This window comes from Sphingomonas sp. M1A8_2b, assembly GCF_053345535.1.
Map to the genome: position 1 here is coordinate 392007 of NZ_JBKFAH010000003.1, position 24451 is coordinate 416457.

Annotated in this window: 20 protein-coding genes; 8 read left to right on the plus strand and 12 right to left on the minus strand. The window is 62.3% G+C overall.

Annotated elements, in window-relative coordinates; translation table 11 throughout:
• The first annotated feature begins 124 nt into the window (after window positions 1-124).
• The 5 genes from ACLBWL_RS14220 (at window position 125) to ACLBWL_RS14240 (ending at window position 3351) form a co-directional block, all read left to right on the plus strand.
• The gene (locus tag ACLBWL_RS14220; RefSeq protein ID WP_447794109.1) at window positions 125-379 is read left to right on the plus strand and encodes a GCG_CRPN prefix-to-repeats domain-containing protein; all 255 of its coding nucleotides are present in this window, start codon (window positions 125-127) and stop codon (window positions 377-379) included.
• A gap of 150 nt (window positions 380-529) precedes the next feature.
• The gene (locus ACLBWL_RS14225) at window positions 530-1132 is read left to right on the plus strand and encodes an RNA polymerase sigma factor (protein ID WP_447794414.1); all 603 of its coding nucleotides are present in this window, start codon (window positions 530-532) and stop codon (window positions 1130-1132) included.
• Window positions 1125-1559 (plus strand): hypothetical protein, encoded by a 435-nt coding sequence (locus tag ACLBWL_RS14230; protein WP_447794110.1) that lies wholly within the window; start codon window positions 1125-1127, stop codon window positions 1557-1559. The genes ACLBWL_RS14225 and ACLBWL_RS14230 overlap by 8 nt, the downstream gene beginning before the upstream one ends.
• Window positions 1560-2009: a periplasmic heavy metal sensor gene (locus tag ACLBWL_RS14235; RefSeq protein WP_447794112.1), complete on the plus strand. Its 450-nt coding sequence runs from the start codon at window positions 1560-1562 to the stop codon at window positions 2007-2009.
• Window positions 2010-2187: 178 nt separating this feature from the next.
• Window positions 2188-3351 (plus strand): acyltransferase family protein, encoded by a 1164-nt coding sequence (locus ACLBWL_RS14240; protein WP_447794114.1) that lies wholly within the window; start codon window positions 2188-2190, stop codon window positions 3349-3351.
• Between the two features lie 1816 nt (window positions 3352-5167).
• On the opposite strand, the gene ACLBWL_RS14245 is transcribed toward ACLBWL_RS14240, so the two are convergent.
• The 11 genes from ACLBWL_RS14245 to ACLBWL_RS14295 form a co-directional block, all read right to left on the minus strand.
• Window positions 5168-5629: a DUF6527 family protein gene (locus tag ACLBWL_RS14245; RefSeq protein WP_447794116.1), complete on the minus strand. Its 462-nt coding sequence runs from the start codon at window positions 5627-5629 to the stop codon at window positions 5168-5170.
• On the minus strand, window positions 5626-6807 hold the full coding sequence (locus ACLBWL_RS14250) for a ThiF family adenylyltransferase (protein ID WP_447794117.1): 1182 nt from the start codon (window positions 6805-6807) through the stop codon (window positions 5626-5628). Before ACLBWL_RS14250 ends, ACLBWL_RS14245 begins: the two co-directional genes overlap by 4 nt.
• The gene (locus tag ACLBWL_RS14255; RefSeq protein WP_137898427.1) at window positions 6782-7534 is read right to left on the minus strand and encodes a multiubiquitin domain-containing protein; all 753 of its coding nucleotides are present in this window, start codon (window positions 7532-7534) and stop codon (window positions 6782-6784) included. The genes ACLBWL_RS14250 and ACLBWL_RS14255 overlap by 26 nt, the downstream gene beginning before the upstream one ends.
• An 82-nt stretch (window positions 7535-7616) precedes the next feature.
• On the minus strand, window positions 7617-11021 hold the full coding sequence (locus ACLBWL_RS14260; RefSeq protein ID WP_447794119.1) for a UvrD-helicase domain-containing protein: 3405 nt from the start codon (window positions 11019-11021) through the stop codon (window positions 7617-7619).
• A gap of 3 nt (window positions 11022-11024) precedes the next feature.
• A complete protein-coding gene (locus tag ACLBWL_RS14265) occupies window positions 11025-11612 on the minus strand; it encodes a hypothetical protein (protein ID WP_447794121.1) in 588 nt (195 codons plus the stop codon).
• Window positions 11609-12382, minus strand: a complete 774-nt coding sequence (locus ACLBWL_RS14270) for a DNA-binding response regulator (RefSeq protein ID WP_137898430.1) — start codon at window positions 12380-12382, stop codon at window positions 11609-11611. The genes ACLBWL_RS14265 and ACLBWL_RS14270 overlap by 4 nt, the downstream gene beginning before the upstream one ends.
• Window positions 12383-12726: 344 nt before the next feature.
• Window positions 12727-14103, minus strand: coding sequence for a family 16 glycosylhydrolase (locus tag ACLBWL_RS14275; protein WP_447794123.1), 1377 nt, complete (start codon window positions 14101-14103; stop codon window positions 12727-12729).
• 764 nt (window positions 14104-14867) lie between these two features.
• Window positions 14868-15704 carry a glycosyltransferase family 32 protein gene (locus tag ACLBWL_RS14280; protein WP_447794125.1) on the minus strand — a complete coding sequence of 279 codons (837 nt, stop codon included), beginning with the start codon at window positions 15702-15704 and terminating at the stop codon, window positions 14868-14870.
• Window positions 15705-15772: 68 nt separating this feature from the next.
• On the minus strand, window positions 15773-17410 hold the full coding sequence (locus tag ACLBWL_RS14285) for a carbamoyltransferase C-terminal domain-containing protein (RefSeq protein ID WP_447794126.1): 1638 nt from the start codon (window positions 17408-17410) through the stop codon (window positions 15773-15775).
• Window positions 17411-17674: 264 nt separating this feature from the next.
• Complete coding sequence (locus ACLBWL_RS14290) at window positions 17675-18004, minus strand: hypothetical protein (RefSeq protein WP_447794128.1); 330 nt, start codon at window positions 18002-18004, stop codon at window positions 17675-17677.
• A gap of 101 nt (window positions 18005-18105) precedes the next feature.
• Window positions 18106-18735, minus strand: a complete 630-nt coding sequence (locus ACLBWL_RS14295; RefSeq protein ID WP_166748294.1) for a SatD family protein — start codon at window positions 18733-18735, stop codon at window positions 18106-18108.
• A gap of 389 nt (window positions 18736-19124) precedes the next feature.
• Between ACLBWL_RS14295 and ACLBWL_RS14300 the strand changes: the two genes are divergently transcribed.
• The 3 genes from ACLBWL_RS14300 (at window position 19125) to ACLBWL_RS14310 (ending at window position 21836) form a co-directional block, all read left to right on the plus strand.
• A complete protein-coding gene (locus tag ACLBWL_RS14300; RefSeq protein ID WP_447794130.1) occupies window positions 19125-20099 on the plus strand; it encodes a toll/interleukin-1 receptor domain-containing protein in 975 nt (324 codons plus the stop codon).
• 404 nt (window positions 20100-20503) lie between these two features.
• Window positions 20504-21262 carry an NYN domain-containing protein gene (locus ACLBWL_RS14305; protein WP_447794132.1) on the plus strand — a complete coding sequence of 253 codons (759 nt, stop codon included), beginning with the start codon at window positions 20504-20506 and terminating at the stop codon, window positions 21260-21262.
• Between the two features lie 208 nt (window positions 21263-21470).
• Window positions 21471-21836 carry a bleomycin resistance protein gene (locus ACLBWL_RS14310; RefSeq protein ID WP_447794134.1) on the plus strand — a complete coding sequence of 122 codons (366 nt, stop codon included), beginning with the start codon at window positions 21471-21473 and terminating at the stop codon, window positions 21834-21836.
• Window positions 21837-21965: 129 nt separating this feature from the next.
• Here the strand turns inward: ACLBWL_RS14310 and ACLBWL_RS14315 are convergent, their stop codons facing one another.
• Entirely contained in the window at window positions 21966-24062 is a 2097-nt protein-coding gene (locus tag ACLBWL_RS14315) for a WD40/YVTN/BNR-like repeat-containing protein (RefSeq protein WP_447794135.1), read from the minus strand.
• Window positions 24063-24451 lie beyond the last annotated feature (389 nt).

Sequence of the window (24451 nt, forward strand, 5' to 3'; positions counted from 1 at the left end):
CGTCGTCGCTCCAAGTGAAAAAAAACCGCGCTTTTTTTCGGAGGCGCGACGGAAACGGTGTCTTGCGTCGTTGAACGCTCCATGACGCCGCGCCATCGGCGTCGCTCACGTCAGGAGGTATGTCATGAAAAAGCTCTTGCTGGCCGCACTGGCGGTCGGAACCGCCATCACGACGGCCATGCCCGCCGACGCGCGGCAGGGTTGCGGCCCCCGGTTTCACCGTGGCGCTTACGGTCGCTGCATCCCCAACCGCGTCCGGCGCGTCGTGGTCGTGCCCGCCCCGCGGGTCGGCGTCTTTTACCCGGGGCGCGGGTATTGGCATGCCAACCGCTATTGGGGGCACCGCTATCGCCGGCACGGCGGCTGGCGATACCGCTGATCGACGGTTTCCGGGAGCGTACGCTCCCGGAGCGCAGGCTGTAGCTCGCGCCACATGCGGTCGTATGCCGCCTCGCCCGTCCGGATGGCGACCGCAACCGGGGCCGGCGTCTGTGGGAGGGGCGGCGGCGAACTCGGGTGAAACCAGCTACTGACGCGACGACGGAAATCATGGCGGCGCGAAAGATCAGGCTTGCACGATCACGATCCGGATACCGCTCTGCTCGCACGGATCGGCCGCGGCGATACGGCGGCCGCGCGGCTGCTGGTCGCCGCGAAACTGCCCCGCATCCTCGGCCTGGCGACGCGGATGCTGCACGATCGTACGGCAGCGGAAGACGTTGCCCAGGACGCGTTTATCCGCGTCTGGCGGACCGCCGCCAACTGGCAGCCAGGCACGGCGCGATTCGATACCTGGCTCCATACGGTCGTGCTCAATCTGTGTCGCGACCGACTGCGTCGCCGCCGCGAGATGGCGGGCGACGCTGTACCGGACATGCCCGATCCTACCCCGGATGCGGAGGCGAGCCTGATCGAGGCCGAGCGCGATCGGACGATCGGCACGGCCATCGCCCGCCTCCCCGAACGCCAGCGCGACGCGATCCTGCTGGTCCATTACCAGGACCTGTCGGGGGCGGAGGCGGCGGCCGCGCTCGACGTCAGCATCGAGGCGCTGGAATCTTTGCTGGCAAGGGGACGGCGCACGTTGCGCGCCCGGCTTTCCTCGTCGCAGGAGGACGACGTCTATGACTGATCCGCTGACTATGAACCGCTTCCGGGATCTGGCCGATGCTTACGGCGCCGTCGTGGCCCGCTGGCCCGATCGGTACCACGAGCAGGCCGCCCGCCTCGCCACGACGCGCGAGGGTAGCGCGATTCTCGCCGAAGCCGCCTGTCTGGACGCGCGGTTGGACGGCTGGCGGGTCGAAGGTCGTGCGCAGGACCTTGCCGCGATGATTGTCGCCAGCGGGACGATCGCGACCCGTCGTGCCGCGTTGCGGCTGCGCTGGTGGTGGTCGGGAGTCGGGATCGCGGCGACGCTTGCAGGGGCGGCTGCCGGTTCGGCGGCGGTGGCGATCAGCGTGCCGATCGATCTCGGCCACGGGGTTGGTGCCGCTGCCGATATGGGCGCGATAAATGGCAGCACGTCTTTCGGCTACATCACGGGATCGGATCGCTAGATGACCGCGAAACTGCGTATCGGGCTGCTCGCCTCGGTCATTCTCAATCTGTTTCTCGCAGGCGCCCTCGTCGCCGGATACGCGTGGCTGCGCACCGACGGGCGCTTGCTAAACGCGGGTTCGCTGCGCATCGCGGGGGCCGAATTGTCCGCGGCCGCCCGCCGGCCCTTCCGGCAGGCGTTGCGACAGGCGCGGCAGGCGATGGGGCCGACGATCGCGGTTTCCCGCACGGCCAAGGCGGAGGCCGCTGCGCTCCTGCGGCAAGACCCGGTGAATCAGGCCGCGGTGATCGCCGCACTGGATCGAGCGCGAAGCGCGGACATGACGGTGCGCGCGGCGGTCGAGCGCCGCGCCGTCGCCTTCGCCGCAGGTCTGCCCGTTGCGGATCGTGCAAAGCTCGCGGAAGCAGTCGAACGTCGCGCGGGCAGGGCGATACCCGGGCGAGAATAACCGTGCGATGTTTTTTTGAGCCAGGGCATCGGGCGGATGCTGGGCCAGACGCGCACGGACTTGATATAAGGTTAGAGTTCATCGCGAGCCACGAAGTAAATTGAAGAATCGGGCCTGCCGCGTCCACTGCGGCCGTCGGTGTCGCAGGCATGCGTCTTCCCTTTCCGCGGTTGCGAGAATGAAGCTGGTCAATTCCAGCATAATTCCAGCACAAGTGCAAAATAGAGATCAATCCCGTTATAACAAAAATATTATTGTCTGTAATATTAATATAATCTCTCATGTGACTTGGGGTGGTCGCTTGAGCAAGATTGACAAATCAGAGATATTTTTCGGGCTTGATGCCTTGCGGGGCTACGCAGCGGTCAGTGTTGTGATTTTTCACTGTATAGATCTGTTTGGAATGCCGTGGTTATTTCCATCCGGCGGTCTTGCTGTGGATTTGTTTTTTACGATGAGCGGGTTTGTAATCGCGCATTCCTACGAGCGGCCGATACTCGAAACGGGATGGCTCTGGTTTATGCGGGTGCGGCTGATACGGTTCATGCCACTGTACGTTCTGGGCGGAGCGCTAGGCCTCATCCGAGTGGCCGGGTTGATCGCGGTCGGCAGCGATACACCCGGCTGGATATCCGCAGCGCTCGCGTATTTTGTTTTTCTCCCCGCGCCCGACACGACGTTCTCCGCCGGGGCCGTGTCGCCGCTCAATGGCCCAAGCTGGTCACTCTTGTTCGAACTCTACGCAAATCTCGGGTTTGCACTTGCCTTGCCATTCATTACCACTCGTCGGTTGCTGACGTTTGTGGCGGCCGCCGGCGCAATGTTGACGGGGCTTGCGTTGGCAGGGCAGGATCTGGGTGGCGCCATGCGCGCAGACTTCGCCGCGGGGCTTTTACGGTCAAGTTTCTCGATCGCACTCGGCGTCACCCTCTACCGGTTCCGAAACCGTTTGCCGCGGTTTACGCTGCACCCCATCGCGCTGGGCGCACTAGCGTTCGGCGTTTTCCAAATGCCGTCGAGTGTGATGTGGAATATCTGCTTCGTTCTGGTCGGGTCCCCGCTGATCTTGCTGGCAGGTCTAGCAACGCGCTCGCAAAATTGGGCGTCGCGGTTCGGCGCCACCAGTTCCTTTGCGATCTATGCGATCCACCAGCCCCTGCTCTCCCTAGCGGCTGGCATCGGGGCGAGAGCCGATCTTTCACCCGCCCTTTGCGCAGCGGCGATGGTCGTCGTCTGCATCTCCATTGCGCCCATGATCGACCGCTACTACGACCGCCCCCTCCGTCGGCTGCTTCACCTACTATTTCGGCGCAGTGGCCCGGAGGGGGCTACTATTACGTAGCGGTACCCATCTTTTGCCGCGTCGATTGCGCTCGCCGAATCCCCCGTCTCGCGAGAAGCGCCCGTTTTACAAGCAGGACGATGCCCTCAGGCACGGGTCCAACTCCGCTGGTCTCGATGTGCCCCCCAGGCTGAGTCTCGGGTCCTCCTTCACGATAGCGCTCGTCCAACGTCGCACCACACCCCAAGGGCACGGTCATCATCGTGCTGGCCGGCAAATGGGGGCGCTACGGTTAACCGCCGGGTACCGATGATCCACTCGCGAACGAGGCGGGCATACTGCCTCGTGCTCAAGTGGCCCCCCATATTATTTGACGGTCACTGAGTGCTACGTTGGTGTGCTACGCGCAGCGCTTCTTAAAATCTTTAAGTGTTTGCAAGTACACGATTTTACAATGATGGTCGGGAAGACAGGATCGTCAACGACGTCATGGAATTCTACTCTTCGTTTTGCGCGCCTACAAGACCCGTAGATCGCCGAAAGGCTACGTAGGCGTGCGGGTCGCCAACGACAAAGATTTGCCCCTCCACAGGCTTTAAACCGCGCTCCTGGAACGGCTGCGCCGGCGGGCTGTCGATCATTTGAATTAACCGAGATCGCGGACGACAACTGCGAGACAAAAGTGTGAGACTTTTGTGCCTCCGACCCTGCTAAGTCGTTGAAAAACCAACGATGGTGACCCCTACGGGAGGCGTCAGCGAGAACACACATCCAATAAAAACAATGACTTAGCGAGGCGCGGATTGGCGACTTGTGTAGCATTTGTAGCACCAACCGATGGCGGCTAAAAGCGGTTTGTTGACCCGCTGGCCTGCGTGTTGAGAGACCCCGGATTACTTGATCGACGCTGGAAGCGATATGCGGTTCGGACCAATGGATTGGTTGAAGGTTGTCTACGGTCGAGAGCTGCTTGTCCGGTTTCGAGCGGCTAACTCATCCTAGACGGAGATCGTTCGGGTGGCAGGCAATGATCGCAGGTTCTTGCGCTGACTGACACGGACCGCTGGTTTTGCATGGTTGCCGTCAGCTGAACCTCCAGCCGCGGCACCATCTCGAAGATTGTCGCCTCGTCCGGATCTTGACCACCAACTTGGCCGCGCCGAAAATCTTATTCTGAAGTTCTTAGGACGCAAGAAAGTCTGGAAGTGTCGTGCTGAAGAGGCCAGCCCGCTCCCGGTTGAAATGCCCAGGCAGGCCTCGCGCGAGCGTGGTAACCGCCGGATGCGTGGCGACGCGATCTACTCCCGCCTCGTGACTGTTCAACAATTTCGGAACGTGCGACCAAAGTCAGGGCCTAGCAGCAGCGCAAGATGTTCAAAATATGATCCATAACGAGATCACATTCTGTTTAACGCTAGTAAGCTGTAGAAGTATCTCAGTGCGAGGTTGATGTCCGTCTGAAGCTGATGGGAAATAGCGGCCAGGCCGCTTTCGGGCGCCCACCGTCATAAAATTGACGTTCGTTTAGGCGGGCGGGGCAGCGCCCGAAGGGTTGCTTTTTGGTGGATAGCGGCTTGTCCGGTTTCGGGCAGCGATCCTCGTAAACAGACGTTCGTTCAGAAGGTGGGCAGGGTGCCGAAGGGCCGGTTCTGGTGGAGAGCCGCCGGTCCGCTTTCGGGCGCGCAGACAACGTAAGCGGACGCTTGTTCATAAAGCTCGCGACGGCAGCTACGCGCTCCAATTTCGGTCACGCGCCGCTTCTGTGAACGAGTCCTAAAGCTGCCATTCGCTCCGGTCGCTTGGATCGACTCATCGAATGAAAATTGGTTGGGTTCTGCGCGCGGTTGAAGCGCGCAGAACCCTGACAAGCGGTCGCCTAAGATTTTGATCCCATCAGCCAACCGAGGAAGCGCTTTTTCCATCCGGAGGCGGCTGGTAGTGTTTGAGATCGTTCGACATTCACCTTTGATACGGCCACCTCGGAAACTTCATTCAAACCATAATGCGCCGCCTTCGCCCGACGGTCGCGTCGACGTTCAGCTGCAACTTCCGCATCCGACCAAGGAGGCGCTTCGATCACCCGATTGCGGCGGATCACGTAATGCGATCGGCATGGGAGCGTCCAACTACCGACCGACGGGTGCAGCGTGATCGTCTCGCCGTCGTAGCTGATGTTCCAATCCGTCGGCGTGAGCGGTGTCACGACCTCCTCGCCACAGCCGCAGCAGCAGCTGTGCGCAGCGCTTCCGAACTCCATCGACACGTAGAGCACGCCAGGTTCAAGCGTTTCCGGAAACGTCTCGACGAACCGGTGTTCGAGGTCGGAATGCCGCATCATGACTGATCCTCGTTCAGCAGCATGTTCCCATCGAGCGTATAGGTCGAATGATGCTCGTTCTCGAGGTCGCAGTAGAAGCCGCACAGCTTCTTCCACTTGATGACCGCGAACACTGCGTTCAGCGCATTGAGGTCGGCGACTTGGATGTTGGACGCGTAGATGTCGCCGGCACCGCCCCCGGCGAGCGGGATCCGTTCATGCGACGCGACGGTTTCCCGCGTCTCCGGGGTGCTGGTCGTCACGCGAAGGATCCCGCTGAGGCCTCGGTGGCCTAGCTCCAGCCCCATGCCGATGTCGATGAAACCGACGCCTCGCGCGTGGAGCCGCTCGACCAGCGCCGCCTTGGCCTCGCCTGCGTCGAGGCTCAGGAACGCGAAGTCGATGCCGTCGAGCAGGTCGAGATTACCCGGCGCGATCGCGACTGGCACCGCGGTGATGCCGCGATGCATGCGCTCGTAGATCCCCTTGAAGTGGTCCACCTTGAGCGGCGCCTCGCGGAGTTCGTCGAGGCTCGGCGCGCCGGGTGCCCGGAAAGCATTGTGTTGGAGGAACTCGTCGGCATCGAAGATGCGGATCTCCGCCACCGGCGTCTTCGCGACCATGTCGAGGATGTAGCTGCCCGAGCCGCCGAGCCCAATGATTGCGATACGGTGCCCCGCCAGCTTCGCCGTCAACGCGCCGATGCCGACGCGGTCCGACGCGGTCTCGACGTAGTTGAACACGCTGTCGGCGTCCTCCTCGTCGAGCGCGCGATAGGGCCGGGGTGTCGCAGTTGCATCGAGCACCGCGGCCGGCCCCGCGATGATCGACGCGTATGTCGTCATCTTGTGGTGATAGTCGCGATAGCCGCCGTCGGGCTTGCTCGAGAACGCATGCTCGGCGGTCAGACCGTGGCCGAGGTCGAAGTGGGTCGTCTGGTTGGCGATCGCGGCGATGCGGGCGCCATCGGCGAAGCAAGGGTACTCGCCGTCGAAATGCACGACGTGCGTGTCGGGCGGCCTGGTCTGGTCGCCGGCCAGCGCCAGGCTTGAGATCAAGGTCCCCTTGCGCACCTTGCGGTCGGCGTCGACGTAGGGGACCTCGCGCATGATGAGGAACCCTCCGACGATCTGGACGAAATAGCCCTCCTCGCGCAGCTTCGCGAGGTCGGCGTTACGACTGAACAGTGCGCGTGACATTGAAGACCGTCCCCTGCTTAATGGTGACCGAGCCGTGGGCGCCAAGCTCCCCGGCATGCGGCGTCGAGGCCGCCTTGCGGTAGGTCATGGAGAACACGACGTTCGGCTCGTGCGGACCGGGGAAGGCCATTTCGACGATCTGCTCGAAGGTCACCTCCGGCCCCGGCACGGTGCGCGGACGGGTGTTGACGATGATCTCGATCTCCACCGTCGGGCGCTTCGCGTTGTAGAAGCGCTCGATGCCCGGCGCGCTGAGGTCGACCAGCATCGCGGGCTCGATCAGGACGTCCGTCCCGCCGCGAACCTCGAGGAAGACTGCTTCGTCGGGGCCCGGCTTGGCGAGTTGCTCGAGGATACGGCCGCTGATCGTCGGCTTGCCCCAGCGTTCCTCGTGGTCGTTGACCTCAAACTTGAAGTCGCGGTCCGTCAGGAAGGCGACAATGCGCTCCGCGCCGGCCCCGCGGAGGTCGAACGTCTCGTTGAGGCGCACATCCTCGAAATCGCCGGTGTCGAGGATCGCGAAGATGCTGTAGCCGCGCTCGGGCTCGAGGCCCGCGGCCTCGAGGATCTGGCGGCCCACCGGGATCGGGTCGGCGATGCCGAGCGGGCGGAAGTCGAGGCCGTCGAGCGCGAACTGGATGCGGTAGGCCTTTGCCGCCAGCAGGGGGCGGCCCTCGCGGATCGCGTCGCCGACGTCGTCGTATTCGGGGAGTTCGGGGGTGTTCATCTTGCTTTTTCCTTCGTGTCTAGCCGGGTCAACCCTGTCACGAAGGGACAATCGGAACGGACACTGCCGACCGGAAAGGCGATCAGAAAACTTTCTGCAGCGAGCCGCTGGGGACGGGCCCGCAGATGAAGAAGGCGGGGCACCCCGGGCAGATGCGCTGTGACGGGGATGCGGGGAACGAACCGTCGCGGATTCCCGCGACGACCTTATCCAGCAGCTCACGTCGGTTGCCGAGCACGCGCGTCGTCATGTCGAGCGCGGTGACCTGATCGCTCATCAGGTGCACCACCTCCGCGGCCGCGCCAGGTGCACTCTCCGCGAGGGCGAGCAGCGCGGTGGCTACGCCGAGGTTCTCGGTGTCCGACTTGCGGTAAGCTCCCGTTCGGATGCGCCGGTAGATCCGGACGCCCCGCGCGTCGACAAGGACATCGTCGGCGTTGAAGACGATCTGATCGGAGCCGATATTGAGCGGCACCGCTGCCGGGATCTCGGCGGGGTGGGCCAAGCGAGACTGCCGGAACCGCGTCACCAGCGTGATCGCCATCGTCCGCAGCTCCGCGAAGCTGCCGGGAGTGTCGAGACCATGATCGTCGCAGGCCTGTTCGACGGCGGCACGGAGGTGCGCGTCATCCGACAGGTCGAGCCCCTCCCGCACCGCCGCGCGGACGACGGACCGAGCCGCCTCGTGCATCCTCATGTAGTCGGTCTCGGTCCGGCGCCCCCCAATGCCGAGCACGTGTGTGTAGAAGAAGCGTCGCCTGCACTTGTCCTTGTCCAGCATCGCCACCTGCGAATCCCGCAGCCGGATCGTCCCGTCGATCACGAGCGTGACCGGCTCGTCCTCCGGGGCGGGAGGCAGCTTGCGGAGCAGATCGGGCGTGGACCGCGCAACGGCCGCCCCGAGGCGGTTGAGGAACTCGGACAGGGGTCTGGCGGAGTGGTTGGCCTTCTCCGTGGCCGCATACATGACGAGTCGGTCGCGCGCGCGCGACAGCGCGACGTAGAATAGGCACTCCCGCTCCTCCGCGTCCCCATCGCGCAAGGCCGTCTTCACATCGCCGGTCAATCCCGCGATGACGCCCTCCGGCGGGAGGCATGCGGGCGCCTTTGACTGACTTGGGAGCGTGTCCTGGTTGAGGCCCGAGAGGTGGACGCACCGGAACTCGAGGCCCTTGGCGCCATGGATCGTCATGAGCCGCACCGCGTCCAGTCCCTGCGCGGCGGCAGGTAGCTGGCGAAGGTCGCGATCGTCGCCGATCGCCACGAGCCGCCTGATCCGGTCCAATAGGCGGGGAACGGCCTTTCCCTGCTCGCGCGGCTGCACGCGGAGGAAGTTCATCAGCTGCCAAAGCGCGATGCCCTGGCTGCGTTGGCCGACCGACTGCGCCACGGCGATAGTGGCGGCGATGCGGGTTCGGTCGAGGAGGATCACGGCGAGGACTCGCCAAGGCGGCGTGTCGGCGTCGAAGCCCTCAAGCGCCTCCGCGAGCCTGTCCAACGCGGCATGGCCGTCCGCGGAGATCGGCAGGTCCCGTCGCGCGGCAAGCCAATCGAGCGGCTCCCGCTCGTCGTCGCGCAGAGTCGCGAGTATGGCGCCGACGTCGTCGAGCGACATGGCAAATTCAGTCATGCCTGCGGCGCGAACGAGGCCCATCGCCCGGCGGTCGGCGAGCAGCGACAACATCGACAGAAGGTCCTTGACCTCGCCGCGCTCGAACAGACTGCCGAGGAATAGAACTGGGACGCCCATTCGCTCGAGGTCCCGGGCGATCACGCCGAGCCGCTCGTTGCCGGTGCACAGCACGACTTGGTCGCGGTAGGCGAAGCCGGCCTCGTGCATCTCGGCGACGCAGTCGGCGATCGCGACCGACTGCTCGTCCTTCATGGCGCGGGTCCTGAGCTCGATCGGGATCCCAGAGTGACCACGGTCCGCCTTAAGCAGCGTCTCCGTCTTGCTCGCCGTCATTCTGACCGCGAAGGCGGAGTAGGCCGTGACGATCTCGTCGAACGAGCGGTAGTTGACCTTCAGCCTGCCCGACACGGCACCAAGGAAATCCTCCGTCGTGAACTTGGAGGTACTGATCGGGGACGCTCCCCGGAACCGGTAGATGGACTGCCGCGCGTCGCCGACGACCCAGAGGTTATCGCCGGTTGGGCGGATCGCCTTGAGTAGCCGAACGCTGGCGCGGTTGACGTCCTGATACTCGTCGACGAGCAGATGGTCGTACATTCCGCCGAGCTTCGCGGCGATGTCAGTGCGCCGCTCGAGGAGTTCGACGGGGAGCGATACCAGGTCGCCGAAATCGACCGCCCGCCGTTCGCGCTTGATCCTCTCGTATAGCGCATAGACCCGCGCCACCTCGGTGGACTTGAGCGCCTCGGTCGTCCGTGCCTCGTCTCCGACCGCAGCGACGAGCATGGCCTCCGCGTGCCGCGCATATTCCTTGGCGGTGACCACCTCGTCCTTCGCTCGCGAGATCGCCGCGAGGATGTCGCCGATCAGCCGCGTCGGGTCATAAAGATCCTGATAGTGTTCGAGCGCCAGCTTCGGGAACTCCCGCTCGAGCAGCTCGACCGCCTCGACCCTGTCCATCAACTGCGGATTGTCGGGAAGCGAGAATTCGGCGCTGAGGCGTCGGATGAGGTCGAGCCCGAAGGCGTGGAACGTGCCGATCCACATCGCCGCTGCCTTCTCGGGACGCTCGGCCGCAATGCGGTCGGCCATCTCCCCGGCTGCCTTGTTCGAGTAGGTGAGCACGAGGAGCCGCTTGGGATCGACGCCCTCGTCGAGCAGCTGAACGACCCGCGCGGTCAAGGTTTGAGTCTTGCCGGTGCCGGGCCCTGCCTCGAGCAAGTAGGGGCCGCCGCGATGGGCCGCAGCGATCGCCTGGGCCTCATTCAGCGGATGGAACTCGCGGACTTTGTCGTCGGGTTCGATCACGGGGAGTAGGAGACCGTCGAACAGCTGCTGCGCTACGACGTCGAACGGGGCTTGCATCCGCTCGGCGATGTCGGACGCGGTCAGACCATCTTCGAGGTGGAGGCGGCACACCACTTCACGGGGTAGGAGGAGCTCCCGGCCGAAGAGGTCCATCTGGACCTCGCGTCTTTGCCGGCGGCCATAGTCTACCACGCGGTCGATGCCGGTCGGCGAGGGCTCCGAGCCACGGGCCGGATCCGCCTCAGTGACCGTCGGGGACGAGGTTCCGTCCCCCAGCTCGTGATGCCCGATCTCATGAGCGACGAGGAACGCCCGCTCGAAGGGCGACCCGATGTTCTCATGGATGATGAGGTCATCCTCCGGAACCAGCGTCGCGCGTCCGTTGTCGAGGACCGTGGCACCTGGATTCGCTGAATCGACGTCGAGGCCGCGATCCTTCGCGATCGCGACCGCGAAGGCGTAGGGATCCGTCGGATCGAGTCCCCGCGCGACCGCGCTGGCGTGCAGTTCCGCCGCGCGTCGGCGTCCTAGCTCGATTGCGTCCACGGGTCAGCCGTCGGCCATCAGCCGAACGCGGTCGGCTTCGGATACGCCGGCATCCGTCAGCACCTGCTCGAACGTGGTCTGCGCGACGGACCCGGGTGGACCGTCCGACTTGTAGCTTCTGGTCGCCGCCATCCCCGCCGGAGGTCGCGCCATTGCGGCGATCACGTGCGGCTGAGGAACGCCCAGCGCCACGGACAGCTCGCGCGTCACGGGCGTCGGGACGCTGGAGGCCAGCACCCTATGCTCGCGGATGCAGGTGATCACCTGCCGCGGCACGCCGAGCTTAACGGCGAGAGCCTTGCCCACGTCGCCGGAAAGGCGAGCCAAGGGATCGGCGTTAGTCGCGGCTTTGGGCCGGGCTGCCTGATGCGTGATCCACGCCGCGTCGACGCGGGACTGCTCGGTCGCGGTCAGGCCGCCCTCGTCCTCGGTGTCGGGCGTGGCGATTAGACGGGAGAAGTCGATCAGCTGCAGCGCGAACTGAGGATGGGCCGCGACGTAGCGGGCGAGGACATCGCCGTCGTGGACCTCCTCCATCTGGAACAGGTCGAGCACGGCGTCGAGCGCGAGCGGCGGGTTGGTGGCGGTCATTCGTCGTCCCCAGGATTGAAAAGGGCGCCAAGCGTCTTTAGCGCCCGGTCCCGATAGTTGCGAACTGACCGATCCGAGCAGTCCAGGGCCCTAGCGATCGTCATGACCGACGGGTCGCTCGAATGGATCTGCCACCCGATCAGCAGGAGATGCATGGTCCTGCTTTGTTCTGGTGGCAGGGCGTCAATCGCGACGTAGAGCCTCTCCCGGAAAAGCGGATCGGAAAAAATTTCGGCGTCCAGCGGGTCGGTCGTGCCGGCGGAGGCTGCCGCCTCAGCGGCGCCGCCCTCCTCGTCGTCCATGGAAACGCCGCGGTTCGCTTCGCGCCACACCCGCTCTTGGGCGTCGAGCCGGAGCCGCTTGATGGCGAGATCGAACCGCGCCTCAAAGAAGTCGAGCCTGTCGTCGGGCTCCGCGCGGTCCTTGGCGAGCAAGTCGACGAAGTTGTCGAAGACCGCGTCGCGGATGCGCTCGTCAGTGGCGGACACGGTGCCGCCCGAAGCGATCGGCACCGCCCGCATGACGCGCTCGGCGAGCGCCTTGTAGAGGCGCTCGAACGAAGCGTCGGAGTTTTCGCAACGACTGGCGCGGATGAAATGAACCAGACATTCGCTGGGCACGTAGCCAGGATCCTTTCGATTGCGGATCCGGGCCCGCTCGAGCAGTCCATCGCGCGACAGGACGCCAAGGGCGGGGAGGAGCGCCTCGACTTTGTCGGGGCGCGTATACAGCGTCCCGTCCTTCTTCTTCCGGGTGAGCGGGGCGATCAACTTGTCCTCCCTTTCGAAGCATCAGCATAACTGCGTTTCAGGGGTAATCGCCATGGAAACTGAAACCGGAACGGCAGAATGGATTATTTGGAACGCGTCGGCGTGTGCCCGACCAGATCATCGCACCTCTTGCGCTGACAACTCAACGGCAGCTTTCCGCGGAGAAGCACCGAGGACCGGACTGTCGGCAATCGGCCCACTTCCTGCCGCACCGTTTCACCTGAACGAGCGACCGCTTTCGAGACGCCTTCAACCGGCGCCGAACGACCGACACTGGGTCTCGGCACTTGCGATCATCCGAAGCTATCGTTTCATCCCGATCGATTTCTCCCCGTATTCGCAGTCTACGCTTCTTCGTCAGTGAGGTATGTCATTCTGCAAAAGTCAGCTGACGCTGGCAGCACCCTCTGGTCCACCCGGCCCGCAAGTTCCACAGATCGTGGTGCCCAGAGATTGGCGTGAAGCCGCATGGGAAGGTGCGGGACCGGCGTCGGATCCCAGCTTCGGCGCTCGTGAACCGTGACGCCGTCCACTGACCATGAAATGCGATCGGGAGACCATTCGATAGCATAGACATGGAAGTCGGCGGATGCGTCGAAGCCAAGGTCGACGCGGCACGGTGACCCGCGGTAGCCGTAACCAATCGCGGCGCCTTCGTTTCCCGGGTTGAAGTAGACGTTGACTAGCATCCGCCAGGGATCATTGCCCATCAGCTCAATGTCGATCTCTTGTCGCGGCGCATCGCGATGGAGGAAGAAGCCTGTCACGAGACCAGGCCCGGCAGCTGCCCTGATCTCCGCCTCAAATCGCCCGTGGCCGAACCTACGTGCCGACGCGAACGCGCCGGAGCGGAAGGGTCTGACGTCCCCAGCCGCTGCGACCGACAAAACAAGCCGCTTCCCCTCAGGCAACTCGATGACGCCTTCCCGCGTAAAGTCTGCCAAGTTGCCCGGAAAGGTCTCGACCAGAGTGACGAGCTTGGGTGAGCAGGGTTTCGTCGACGTCCGCGCGCTCCCGCTCATGCTCAAGTCTTCCTGCTTTTCGATAGGTCGCGGTCGCCAGGCAGCGTTCAGCGGAAGCACCCATGGCGAGTTATCCATAGGCATAGCTTTGACCGCCACGGTCGCCTCCGATGGCTGGGATGGATCCGGCCGGCCGTCGTAGAACATTTCCGTGCCCGCCGGCGCACCGGCTGGGAAGTCCTCTGCCGGTTGATCGAGACCCAGGAGGCGGCACACAGGTTCCCAGCGCGGATTGGCGCCATCGATGACGGCAGTCCGCGCCACCGGAAGCCGCTCGACCCACGGGCCGTGCAACCCGTTTACTCCGGTTTCGACGACGAATTGAACGTCCAGCCGATCGATTATCGCGCGGACCGCGTCTAGGTCCAGTGGAGGATTGACGATGGCGTCGAAAACGTCGCCGATCGCTACGATTTGGAGGGCCGAGAGTTTCGGCTCAGAGCCGGAGAACGCCCTCGTTCGCAGACCCAGCATAGAAAGCGCCATTGCGAGACCGTCGCCTTCACCGACGGACCAGGCGATCGTAAAGCCGTTCGGCAATCCTTCCGGCCGGACCGGCGGGGCGCCGGCATCAACCGTTCCGGCTCGGGCGAGGAAAGGCAGGATAGAGTACGCATTGTCCGATGGGCCGTCCTCTCGCTGGAGAATTGCCGGACGCGTCAAGGCCAGCGCGCCGAGTTCGACGAAGCGATAGTTCATCCAGAGGTCTACTGGGCCGACGACTGGCATCGCCCTAAGCAGCATGGCTGCACCATCGCGTGACAGCACGTAGCCGGATAGGAACCAGAGTCCACGAACGGGTCGGAAGAGTGCGGCGCAGGCCTCCGTCCTAGTCGCCGCCCCATCCGCGTCTTTGAAAGAGAGGTAGAGGAGATGTGGTTCTCTAGCGGATCCGCGTCTCCGCAGTGCCGCGCGCCATCCAGAGTTAATCGCTCTTGCCGCGCGCCGCCGAAACCAAACGTCATCTTCCAGCACGAGGACGTGCCGGTGTGGCCCGGCGGCGACCGCCTTCCATGCCTCAACGTGCGAGCGCGCGACTGCGACCTCCTGCCGCGTCATTCGGATCGGGTGCTCAGCGCCGAAGCATTCCGCTAGCCTTGCATCGGGCTGTACGAACAACTGGTCACCAAGACGATACATCACGTCGACGTCCGCGGTCGCTGCCACAGCGCGACCGTCGCGAGCGTCCACCGCAGACATCCGTTGAACAATCGTCGGCAGGCGTTCCCCGGTAGCAATCCTGAAGCGCCCGAGCTCTCGAAGCAGTCTTTGCCAGCGCAAAGGCTGTCGATCGAGATTGATGGCTAAGATAGACCCGATCTTGTCATCGCCGGGGCCGAACGCGGAGATGCGCCCTCCCGGCAGCGAACACGCGATAAGCCGCGTGGCCCGGAACGCGAGACGTCGCAGACCCCCAGACGTTTCTTGAAGGTTCACGCTGAGGTAGTCCTAGCCGCCATGCCTCAGTCCATATCCATGTTGCGCCAGTTTCTAGCGTCGCCACGGTAAGAAAGCTCCCAGCGGGTTTCCGCAATAGCGTCCCAGTCACGGATAAAACGGAAGTCGGATATGCGGCCAGATTCATTAAGTTCGCGCGCGTGAGCGGCGAGGGCTGCCGTCAGATTACCAGGCCCTGTAGTCGACTGTATCTCCGGGCGCGGGTCGTCGCCGAGCAGCAGCATAGTACAGCGCGCCAATGCTCGAGCGAGAATTGGGTGGTCAGGAGCAGCTGCCAAAGGGTTATTGTTTGCGTAAAAGATTCGATGTCCTGCCGGTAAGTCCGGCCGCCACAAGTCCCCAGTCGGCGCCATTGCTTGCGAGTCTACGTCGTAGCAAAGCGGTTGAAGCTTGAGCCTACCATCTGCTACCATATCTTCTACGTTGAAGCGGACGAGTACGTCGTCTGCGTCGACGTAGAGGCCGCCCTCTCGTAGAATGAAGCACATCCGCAAATAGTCGCTGCGCATAGCCGGATGTCGGCAACGACTGAACGCGTTTGATTCGCGATGTGTGTAGTTTTCTCGGATGTATGCGGCAGCTGATACGTCATCAAAGGTCCGCACCTCGAATCCGTCATTTTGGAGCCGGTCCCAGCTGGCGAGGCAGGCCCGCACATCGTCTGGGAGGTCGTTAGGGTCGTGCCAGTAGCGCACCAACGTCCGTGGTGTTGAAGGCCCGGCGGGCGGATAGACCGTATCCACTTCCTCGCCCTGGCGAAGCACGAGCTGCCGGACGAAAGCAGACCGCAGGTCATCGTCTTCCTCAAAGCCGGGTGAAAAGACGTGCGCGTCCTCGTTCAATGTCCCTCGTCCGTTCTCTTTGGTTGCGGTCTCCGCATCAGTGCACCTCCGGCGAGGGGGTTAGGGGGTTACTTTCCTGCATACGCCGCTTCGCCGGTTTGAAGTGAACCTACGCGGCCAGCATGAGCTTGATACCGCGGGGAAGATTTTAGCAGGTAAGCGCGACCTTGAACGACGAAGCCATCGAGGCCGTGTTCGACCGCGTACGTGTCGAGGTCGGCGATGTTGTTGATAAACCCCTTCCCGTTGAAGTTCAGCGAGGTGTTGCACAGAACGCCATAGCCGGTGAGATCCCTGAATGCGGCAAGGAGGTCATAGAGCGGGGCGTTGGTGGCCTTCGTAACGGTCTGTAAGCGTGCAGTGCCGTTGACGTGAGTTACGGCTGCCAGCGCATCGGTGGTTGCTCGGTGCGTGAATAGCATGTACGGACTGTCGTTGATGCAGCCGAACCAGCGCGCTGCGTCCTCGCGCAGGCAAACGGGTGCAATGGGTCGAAACTGCTCGCGCTGCTTGATCTCGTTGAGTCTGATCCGTGTGGCGTCGGCGAAGGGCGCGGCGAGGATCGACCGATTCCCGAGCGCCCGTGGGCCGATTTCCCAGCGCCCATTCACCCAACCTAGGATTAGGTTGCTTGCTAGCAGGTCCGCGACGAGTTCAGGAGTCGCGTCTATCATGTCGTAGCGGCTGGTCTCGAACGCCCTGTCTACCTCGAACTCGAGCCCGGCATAGACATCCCATTCGATCGTGGCGTCGCCAGTAAACTGGAGCTGGGCATCAATAGCAGTTCCTATCGCGGACCCAGAGTCGTTAGCGACCGGTGGGACAAATACCTGCGGAAAAATTCCGGTCTCAACCCACTTCGTGTTCCAGTCGCAATTAAGCCCGCATCCTCCGGCCACAATTAGCGGGAGGCCTTTGCGCATGTTGGCTCGTGCGAAGACCTGGAATGCGTCGAAAATCCGATCGCTGTATATGCCCGCGAAATCGCGAAACTGTGCATCGTCCACGCCTACGTCGAAGTAGGGCGAGTTCGCGAGCTTGTCGTACATGTCGAGCCGCACATCAGGAGCTGAAAGTAGAAACTGCATCAGCTCCTCCTCCGCCGGCGTGGCTTCGCTCCGCCTTGAAAAGGATGCGAGCGCCATGAGCTTGCCGGCGTCGGAGAACCGGGAGAACGGCGCATTCTTTGGGAAGGTGGGATCTGCTAGCCCATATATCGAACAGTACCGGTTCCCAGGTTGATTCATGACATCACCAAGTAGGGTGACGTTTGCCTCTGCGTCGATTTCGTAGAAGGCGCCGAGTGCTCCCTCCCAAATCAGCGCGTAGCACGGAGTGCCTTTGGGTAGGCCGGACATGCCGTACGCGCAGAGCAAGTGTGAACGCTCGTGAGACGACGAAAAGTGCCGGATGAATTGTCCGAACATTTGCCGTTTCTCGACTATAATGCTCGAAGCTTCGATCCCGCGGTAGTTGGCATGTGCGGCTGATCCCACCGGCCGGGCCTCGTGGGACCACCAGCCCCCGACGCAGACGACATCGGGGATCTCGTCCATTAGTCCGAGAGACGCAAGCACGTCATTGGCGGATATCGGCATGTACCGGTAGTTCGAGTCCTTCTCCGCCTCGATCGAGAAGACGAGTTGGCCGTCCCGAAGGTAAGCAACGGCCCCATCGTGCCCTGGATTGTAGGAAAGGATTCTCATGTCCGGCGTGACCTCACCGAACCGTTAGTCCCCAACGCGTGCGCCTGCATGTTGATAATCGCGACCCATTATTATCCTTTTTAGAAGCCTACTGCTTTTCATCTGCAAGGAAAGGGCAGACCGGTCCAAATCTGCCCGAATTGTTGAAGGACGTACGATCATCGGCATCGCTCACGCATACCTAAATGGATGTCTGATTTTGGGAGGCGCCGAATGGACTGCGAATGTCCATTCCGGGTCGATTCTGTCAGGCCAAGTCTAAATTTATGGCTTCTGCTCTGCCTTGTCAGGTTGGAGCAAATGAACGGCAGTTTCGCGAAGGCGTATCCCAAATCGTTGATCATAGCTGAGCCAAGTGCCGGTGATAAGCATTGCCCAAAATACACTGAACAACGAGCCGACAAGAAAGTATTCCGCCGGCAGTTTAGTATCAAGCTCTTTGAACCGAGCGACTGACTTCAGTGCAATGACTGCAGCAAGAACCTCCCAACTATGGGCGATGATGCCGATCGCAAGGATGAGACGTTCTAGCCATCCGATAATACGACCGGCTGAATAGGCCTCTTCGGGCGTCGCGGCCATCGCTTCCTTCATCCCCGTCAGCGATAACAGACTGCGGCACGCCCCATTGCCAACCCCAGTAAGCAGCCATAGGGCAAGTCCAGAGTAAAGGGCGCAATGAAGGTAGGTAAGCATCAGTTCATCCCACGCTGCGCATCAAGGCGCGCTAAGGTTTCTTGGATAGCATGCCACTGGACAACGTAGGTGTCGAATTCCCCCGAACTACGCACCTTATAGACGGTATGAACCGAAACGTTGCGTCGCTTGGCAATGTCGGCGGCAGTCGCTCCGCGGAGTAGCTCGGCGATGTCCTCGCGCTGCCGGCCTGTCCAGCGGCGTTCAATCGAGGTCAGGCCAGCGCCTAGTGCCTCCAGGGTTGTTTCGACAAGCGGATCGTCTGTTACTGCGAACCGGTAGAGCGAGCCGGACCGCTTCTCGTTGAGCTTCTCGCGAGTGCGAGCCAAGCCCGGACCCATCATATTCCAAGCTTTGTCTGTGTTGAGAGGGGTTTGCAGTTCAACGTGCCCGATCGCGAAACGGCACTCGATATCATGGGCCATGAGTTGGAGGCGAATGTCGCGTATGAGCGACAGCATCGCGGTAAGCGATGTGCCTAGGCCCTGAAACTCATCGCCAAGGGTGATAGTAAGGGGGGACGACAGCAGATTCTTGTAGTCGCGGTTCTGCTTTTCAACTGCTTCGTTGAAGCGGGTGTGGAGCGATGTTGTAGCGAGAGTTTTCTCGCTGCCGACCAAGTCGCCCATGACGACGGCATATGAATGTGATGTACCCGCCATGGGGTCACTTTAGATATGTGCCCGCATACGGGTCAATATGTGATTTGACCCGTATCTGGGGAAATACACTGGCTAACTGATCAGTGCGTCAGTCCAAGCACCAAGGCCGACAAAGCGAAACAGGCGGGCAGGTAGAGTGCAGACGACCAATCCCGACATGAACGGGTAGCTGGATCTGGGTCATCTGGGCTGAAGCCCCTGCCGAGATTCTCAGGGAAATGGTTGATATAGCGGCGATCAGCTAGCGTACCGGGGTTCGGGCTAGCGTGCCGCCTCCTTGGCGAGGTCAGCAAAGCTTGTTCCCCTTGTGTGCCGCCCCGCCGTCCCCCACTATCCTTGGAGGGCGGAGGACCGAGATGGCCAAGGTATTCTTTTCATACTCGCACGCTGACGAAGCGCTGCGGGACCAGCTGGAAAAACAGCTGTCGCTTCTAAAGCGGCAGGGGATCATCGAGACTTGGCATGATCGGCGGATCGGAGCCGGGCAGGAGTTTGCACGTGAAATCGACCAGCATGTCGAGACTGATGACATAATTCTGCTTCTGGTCAGCGCCGATTTCATTGATTCCGACTATTGCTACGAGCTGGAGATGCGGCGGGCAATGGAGCGACATGAGGCAGGCGACGCAATCGTCATCCCAGTGATTCTTCGCGCATGTGACTGGCATGGTACGCCATTCGGCAAGCTCAACGCGACGCCACCCGACGGGAAGGCAATCACCACCTCGCCTGATCGTGATCAGGCGCTGCTGGAAGTTGCGAAGGCCGTGCGTAGCGCAGCTGACCGGCTTAGCGGCCGCTCGTCGCCGACGAGTGTTACGGAAGCTCCTGGGACCACAGCTGTCAGTGTAGCGCTGCCGCTATCCACCAGAGGTCCGCGGTCGAGTGCCCTGGCTCTGGCTCGTACATTCACCGAACGGGACAAGGACACTTACAAGCTCGAGACCTTCGAGTATATTTCCCGGTACTTTGAGAATTCAGCGGCGGAGCTAACTGCTCGCAACCCGGGCATTGATGCAACGTTCCGCCGGATAGACGCGAACCGCTTCTCGACCATCATTTACCGTGACGGGCAGTCGATCGCACGCTGCTCGATATTCATGGGCGAACGCCCATACTCCTATGGGATCGCGTATTCATCGTCCGACATGTCCACGAATGGATACAATGAAGCGTTGAACGTCGAAGCAGACGACCAGAGCCTGTTTCTGATCAGCATGGGCATGGCAGCAATGGGTGGCCACCGCGGCGGGTCGGGTAAGCTAACCCAGGAAGGCGCCGCTGAGCTCTATTGGCAAATGCTTATAAGGCCGCTGCAGCCACGAATGTGACGTACAGCGCTCAGGACGTACAGCGCTCAGAAGGCCGTACGGATAACATTCGGACGCTTAGGGACGGGCATCGCGTCCTGTTTTTAGCTAGAAGCTCAGGCTTCTGCGCCTCTCCATTGTATCCCAAAGACGATCCGGGGCGCCTTAGCCCGCTGTGACGTTCGATGTGCTGAGATGAATGAGTGCGTGAAGTTGGGAAGCGGGGGAGGGCACGCGAATGGCCAATAGTGGTTCGTAGCTGCGGATATCGAGCAGCTTCACTGATGGCTACACATCAAAGCGAACGTCTGTTCCATTAAATCTTGCCGGTCGCAGAACGCCAAAGGGTGGGTTGCGGACGCGAGTACGCGGTTGCCGGCGACGCATTAGATCTACGGCAAGTATTTGAGCGGTAGGGAGGCACCATGTCACGTGTCGACCCTCTTCCTCGCCTCGCCGTCCTGATTGACGCTGAGAACATATCGCCCCGCATTGCGCAGCGCCTTTTCGAAGAGATCGCAACTTTCGGTGAAGCGAGCGTGCGACGCATCTACGGCGATTTCTCGGAGGAGCGGCTCAAGGGTTGGGCTCAGATTCTCGCCGACCACGCTATCATTCCTCAGCAAAACTTCGCGCTGACCGTTGGCAAAAACGGGGCCGACATCGCGCTAGTGATCGACGCGATGGATCTGTTGCACAGCGGGCGTTTCGCAGGGTTCTGCCTAGTGTCGTCGGACAGCGACTTTACACGCCTTGCTGCTCGCATCCGTGAGCAGGGTCTCGACGTGTTTGGCTTCGGCGAGGCCAAGACCCCCAAAAGTTTCCGTCAGGCCTGCAAGCGCTTCGTCTTGACTGAGAACCTGCTTCCTCAGCCTGGGACCCTCGCACCAATCGCCAGCGAAAAAGCTGCGGGCGGGTCAGCTGCGACGCCCACCCTGGCACCGCGCAAGCCTACGCAGGCCACTGCTATGGTCCGACGCGCGATCGCGCAACTCGAGGACGAGGATGGCTGGGTCCATCTCGGAGGCCTCGGATCGCGGCTCCTGGCGATGGACCCCGAGTTCGATCCGCGGACATATGGTTGCGCGAAGCTGACGACACTGATTGAGCAAGCAGGCGGTTTCGAAGTACGCCGTGGCGGCGGCATGTCGGTGCAAGTTCGGCAAAGGAGCGCCGCGAATTAATCTACTTCGTCGTCTACCGGCGCGCCATGGCAACCGAGACGCGGGCAAATCGAAACATGAACGAACGGCGGCTTTCGGGAGGCGGGCTGGCCAGCCAGAATGTCGTGTATTGGGTCTCGCTGGATCTGCACTGCTGGCCGTCTTGGCGCCTTGCGGCCAAACGGAGAAGTTGATCTACCGGAGTCGGATTATGATGGGAGCCGTTGAGATGCCCGACTTAGCTACGCCCAACCTTCCTTCTAGGCAGTTCGAGATTACAGCCCATTTCTACGAGCAGTTTGGATTTGAGCCGACTTGGAAAGACGCTAGTTGGATGATCCTTAAACGGGGTGATCTCATCCTGGAATTCTTTCCGTTCCCCGATCTTGATCCGGCACAGAGCTCGTTTAGCTGCTGTTTTAGGATGAACGATGTTGGCGCGTTTTTCGAAATTCTATTATCTGCAGGTGTACCCGAAACCACGAAGGGCTGGCCGCGCATTCATCGGCCGAAAACGGAGCCGTGGGGTGGCCTCGTTGGCGCGCTAATCGACCCGGACGGCTCGCTAATCCGGCTAGTTCAGGCTCCGAATTGAATGTCCATTATCCCTCCATGGCGACATTCGCGAGTGCGAAGCCGGGTTTCGAATTTGGTCACATCGCGAAGTTGAACCAGCGTCTGAAGTTGAGGAGCTTGGGAAGGCACGTGAACGTCCAGATCTGGGTCAATGCGCACCGGCACGCACGGGCTGCGGCAAAGGATCTCCGTAAAAGATGCCTCGGCCATCGGTTGCCAAGTAGACGCGGCCGAAGAGGCGAGGATCGCCCGTGATGACTCGGTATCTAAGACCCCATTGGTGCGCGTCGTCGTTAATCCGGAACCAGCGCGCGCCCGCGTCGGTCGAGCGCCACAGCCCGCCAAACGTCTTCGTGACCCCGAAGGCGTAGAGAGTCGGCACGTGCCCGCCGGGCGCCGCCTTGCCGAGACCGAAGCTCACGAAATACATGTCACGCAACACCGGATCGACTGGCGTGGACGCCACGAACGTTCGGGCACCGTCGCTGGTGTGGAAGAAGCGGCCGCCTAGGATCAGCCAGAGCTCGCCGGCCGTCCCCGGCGTTGCCGCCGCCATTGGTTGAAACTCCCGTGCCGCCGGGCGCGAGCTGGCAATGCCGGCCGGGAGTCCCTGCGCGGGTGCCTGCGTGAACGTCTTCGCCCCGTCACGACTGACGAAGATACGCGCGCCAGCATAGTCGATCGCGTACCAGGCGAGGGGATCGACCTTGTCGGCGACCGCATAGGTTCGTTCCGGTAACCCCTTGGGTCTCCACCAGATCCGCCCCCTATCGGCCGTGGCGAGCGTCACTAGCCCAGACACCAGGAAGGTGCTTCCATCCGCCGAAACAGTGATCGGTGCCTGGCCATCGGCGTCGATCCGCCGTGGCGCGGCGGACCCGATCGCGACTGGCGACGCCAGCATCTTATGCCAGCTGCGGCCTCTATCCTCCGACCAGCCGAGCGACGCCCCCTCAGGATCGGGGGAATAGCCTGATGCGCTCCGAACGATGAGCTTGGGCACCACGCCGGCATAATCGACATTGTTGGTCTGCGGCAGGTCGGGATCGGCAAAGGCCCGCTCCGGCGCGCGGTCGAGCTGATCGTGGACGAAGCCGTGCGTGTCGCCGATGCCGGAGATCAAGTGGGGCCCCTCGGGCGGGCTGACGAGGCTGAGCGGCACCGCCTCTTCGATCCCGGCGACCCAGGGCCGCCAAACCATGTCGGCCTTGTCCGCTTGCCTGGTCCGGAACACCGTCAGCCCCGTAGCATAGGCAAGCGTGGCACCGTCGAACGGATCGAACGCCAGACCGGCGATCCAGCCGCCAAACCCGCCCTTGTCGAGCCGGAGCCAGGGCGCCGGCGAGAGATCGCGTGAACTCCGCTCCCGCAGGCTCGACCAGTGCGCGCCACTGTCGGACGACAGCCAGACGGTATCGCGATGGTTCCAGCGATCGACCGTCGACACCGCCAGCCGGCCGGGATGGAGCCGATCGAGGCTGAGCCCCATGTAGCCGCCCTCGGCCTCGTCACCGCGCGCAGGCGTGATGTTCGTCCATCCGCCCGACCTCGGGTCGAGCTTCCAAACCTCCCCTAGTGCGACCCCGTTCGGACCGATGTCGGAGCAGTAATCGATGTAGAGCATGCCCTGTTGGTCTACTGCCGCCTTGACGGGCAGCATGGTCGAGGCCGGACCTCCGGCGACGGCGCTCCAGCTTCTACCGGCGTCGGTCGAGCGGTACAGGTGTTGCACCGTTGCGTCTGCGACGCCGGCATACATCGCGCGCGACCGGCCAAGGGCAGTTTCGCCCGGCGGGCCGAAGACGACGAAGGAGACGCCGCCATGGGTGTGGTTCGCGGCGGGACGGCCAAACCCCTTCCACGGGAAACTCTCGACCTTGTGCCACGTCCGGCCGCTGTCCTTACTGTCCCAAAGACCGTCGTGCCGCGATCCGAAGAACAGGTGCGTCCGCCGATCCGGATCGATCGCGAGGCGCTCGCCCAGACCGCGACCGTCCTCGTTGCCGCCCATGCTGAAGGGAACCGGCGTTATCTGCCAGGACGCGCCGCGATCGGCGCTCCGCATGATCGCCGCAGGCTGGCCGAAGTACATGCCTGCGGCGAGGTAAATGATGTCTGGGTCTACCGGGTCCGGCGCGATGCTTTCGACGCCCATGTAGCTGTTCTGCGCTTGGCCGTCCTGAAGCGCAATCCAGCGCTGCGTAAGGGCATCCCAGCGATAGGCGCCACCCACATCGGTGCGCAAATATGCAAGGTTCCTTTCAGCGACGCTGAACACGATGGCGGGCGAGAACCCGCCGCCACCAATCAAGACATTGTTCCATTGGTACGGCAGTTGGGAGGGAACAGGCAAAGTGGGAGCGGCAGCGAGCGAAGCCGCCGCGAGTCCAAGAAGCCGGATAACAAGTCTCACGCGGTCACCCTCTCCGATGTGCCCATGTTAGCGAAGCAGGATCGGAACGGATAGTCGAGTCGTCTCACATATCGGCCTAGCCCCGCCAGAAACGCTACACTTGGTTCAGGTGCTGATTCGTGGTTCGAAAACAACTGTGAACTGGTTCGTATCGTCGGATTAACGTCCGTCCGTTTTTGGGCGCGGTACGATCGATCACGAACGGCCGTATGTGGGTCTTC

Excerpts from the sequence above, each read along its gene's own strand:
- ACLBWL_RS14220 (WP_447794109.1), top strand. The coding sequence starts at position 125 with ATGAAAAAGCTCTTGCTGGCCGCACTGGCGGTCGGAACCGCCATCACG.
- ACLBWL_RS14230 (WP_447794110.1), top strand. The coding sequence starts at position 1,125 with ATGACTGATCCGCTGACTATGAACCGCTTCCGGGATCTGGCCGATGCT.
- ACLBWL_RS14235 (WP_447794112.1), top strand. The coding sequence starts at position 1,560 with ATGACCGCGAAACTGCGTATCGGGCTGCTCGCCTCGGTCATTCTCAAT.
- ACLBWL_RS14240 (WP_447794114.1), top strand. The coding sequence starts at position 2,188 with ATGAAGCTGGTCAATTCCAGCATAATTCCAGCACAAGTGCAAAATAGA.
- ACLBWL_RS14245 (WP_447794116.1), bottom strand. The coding sequence starts at position 5,629 with ATGATGCGGCATTCCGACCTCGAACACCGGTTCGTCGAGACGTTTCCG.
- ACLBWL_RS14250 (WP_447794117.1), bottom strand. The coding sequence starts at position 6,807 with ATGTCACGCGCACTGTTCAGTCGTAACGCCGACCTCGCGAAGCTGCGC.
- ACLBWL_RS14255 (WP_137898427.1), bottom strand. The coding sequence starts at position 7,534 with ATGAACACCCCCGAACTCCCCGAATACGACGACGTCGGCGACGCGATC.
- ACLBWL_RS14265 (WP_447794121.1), bottom strand. The coding sequence starts at position 11,612 with ATGACCGCCACCAACCCGCCGCTCGCGCTCGACGCCGTGCTCGACCTG.
- ACLBWL_RS14275 (WP_447794123.1), bottom strand. The coding sequence starts at position 14,103 with ATGAACTATCGCTTCGTCGAACTCGGCGCGCTGGCCTTGACGCGTCCG.
- ACLBWL_RS14285 (WP_447794126.1), bottom strand. The coding sequence starts at position 17,410 with ATGAGAATCCTTTCCTACAATCCAGGGCACGATGGGGCCGTTGCTTAC.
- ACLBWL_RS14290 (WP_447794128.1), bottom strand. The coding sequence starts at position 18,004 with ATGAAGGAAGCGATGGCCGCGACGCCCGAAGAGGCCTATTCAGCCGGT.
- ACLBWL_RS14295 (WP_166748294.1), bottom strand. The coding sequence starts at position 18,735 with ATGGGCGACTTGGTCGGCAGCGAGAAAACTCTCGCTACAACATCGCTC.
- ACLBWL_RS14300 (WP_447794130.1), top strand. The coding sequence starts at position 19,125 with ATGGCCAAGGTATTCTTTTCATACTCGCACGCTGACGAAGCGCTGCGG.
- ACLBWL_RS14305 (WP_447794132.1), top strand. The coding sequence starts at position 20,504 with ATGTCACGTGTCGACCCTCTTCCTCGCCTCGCCGTCCTGATTGACGCT.
- ACLBWL_RS14310 (WP_447794134.1), top strand. The coding sequence starts at position 21,471 with ATGCCCGACTTAGCTACGCCCAACCTTCCTTCTAGGCAGTTCGAGATT.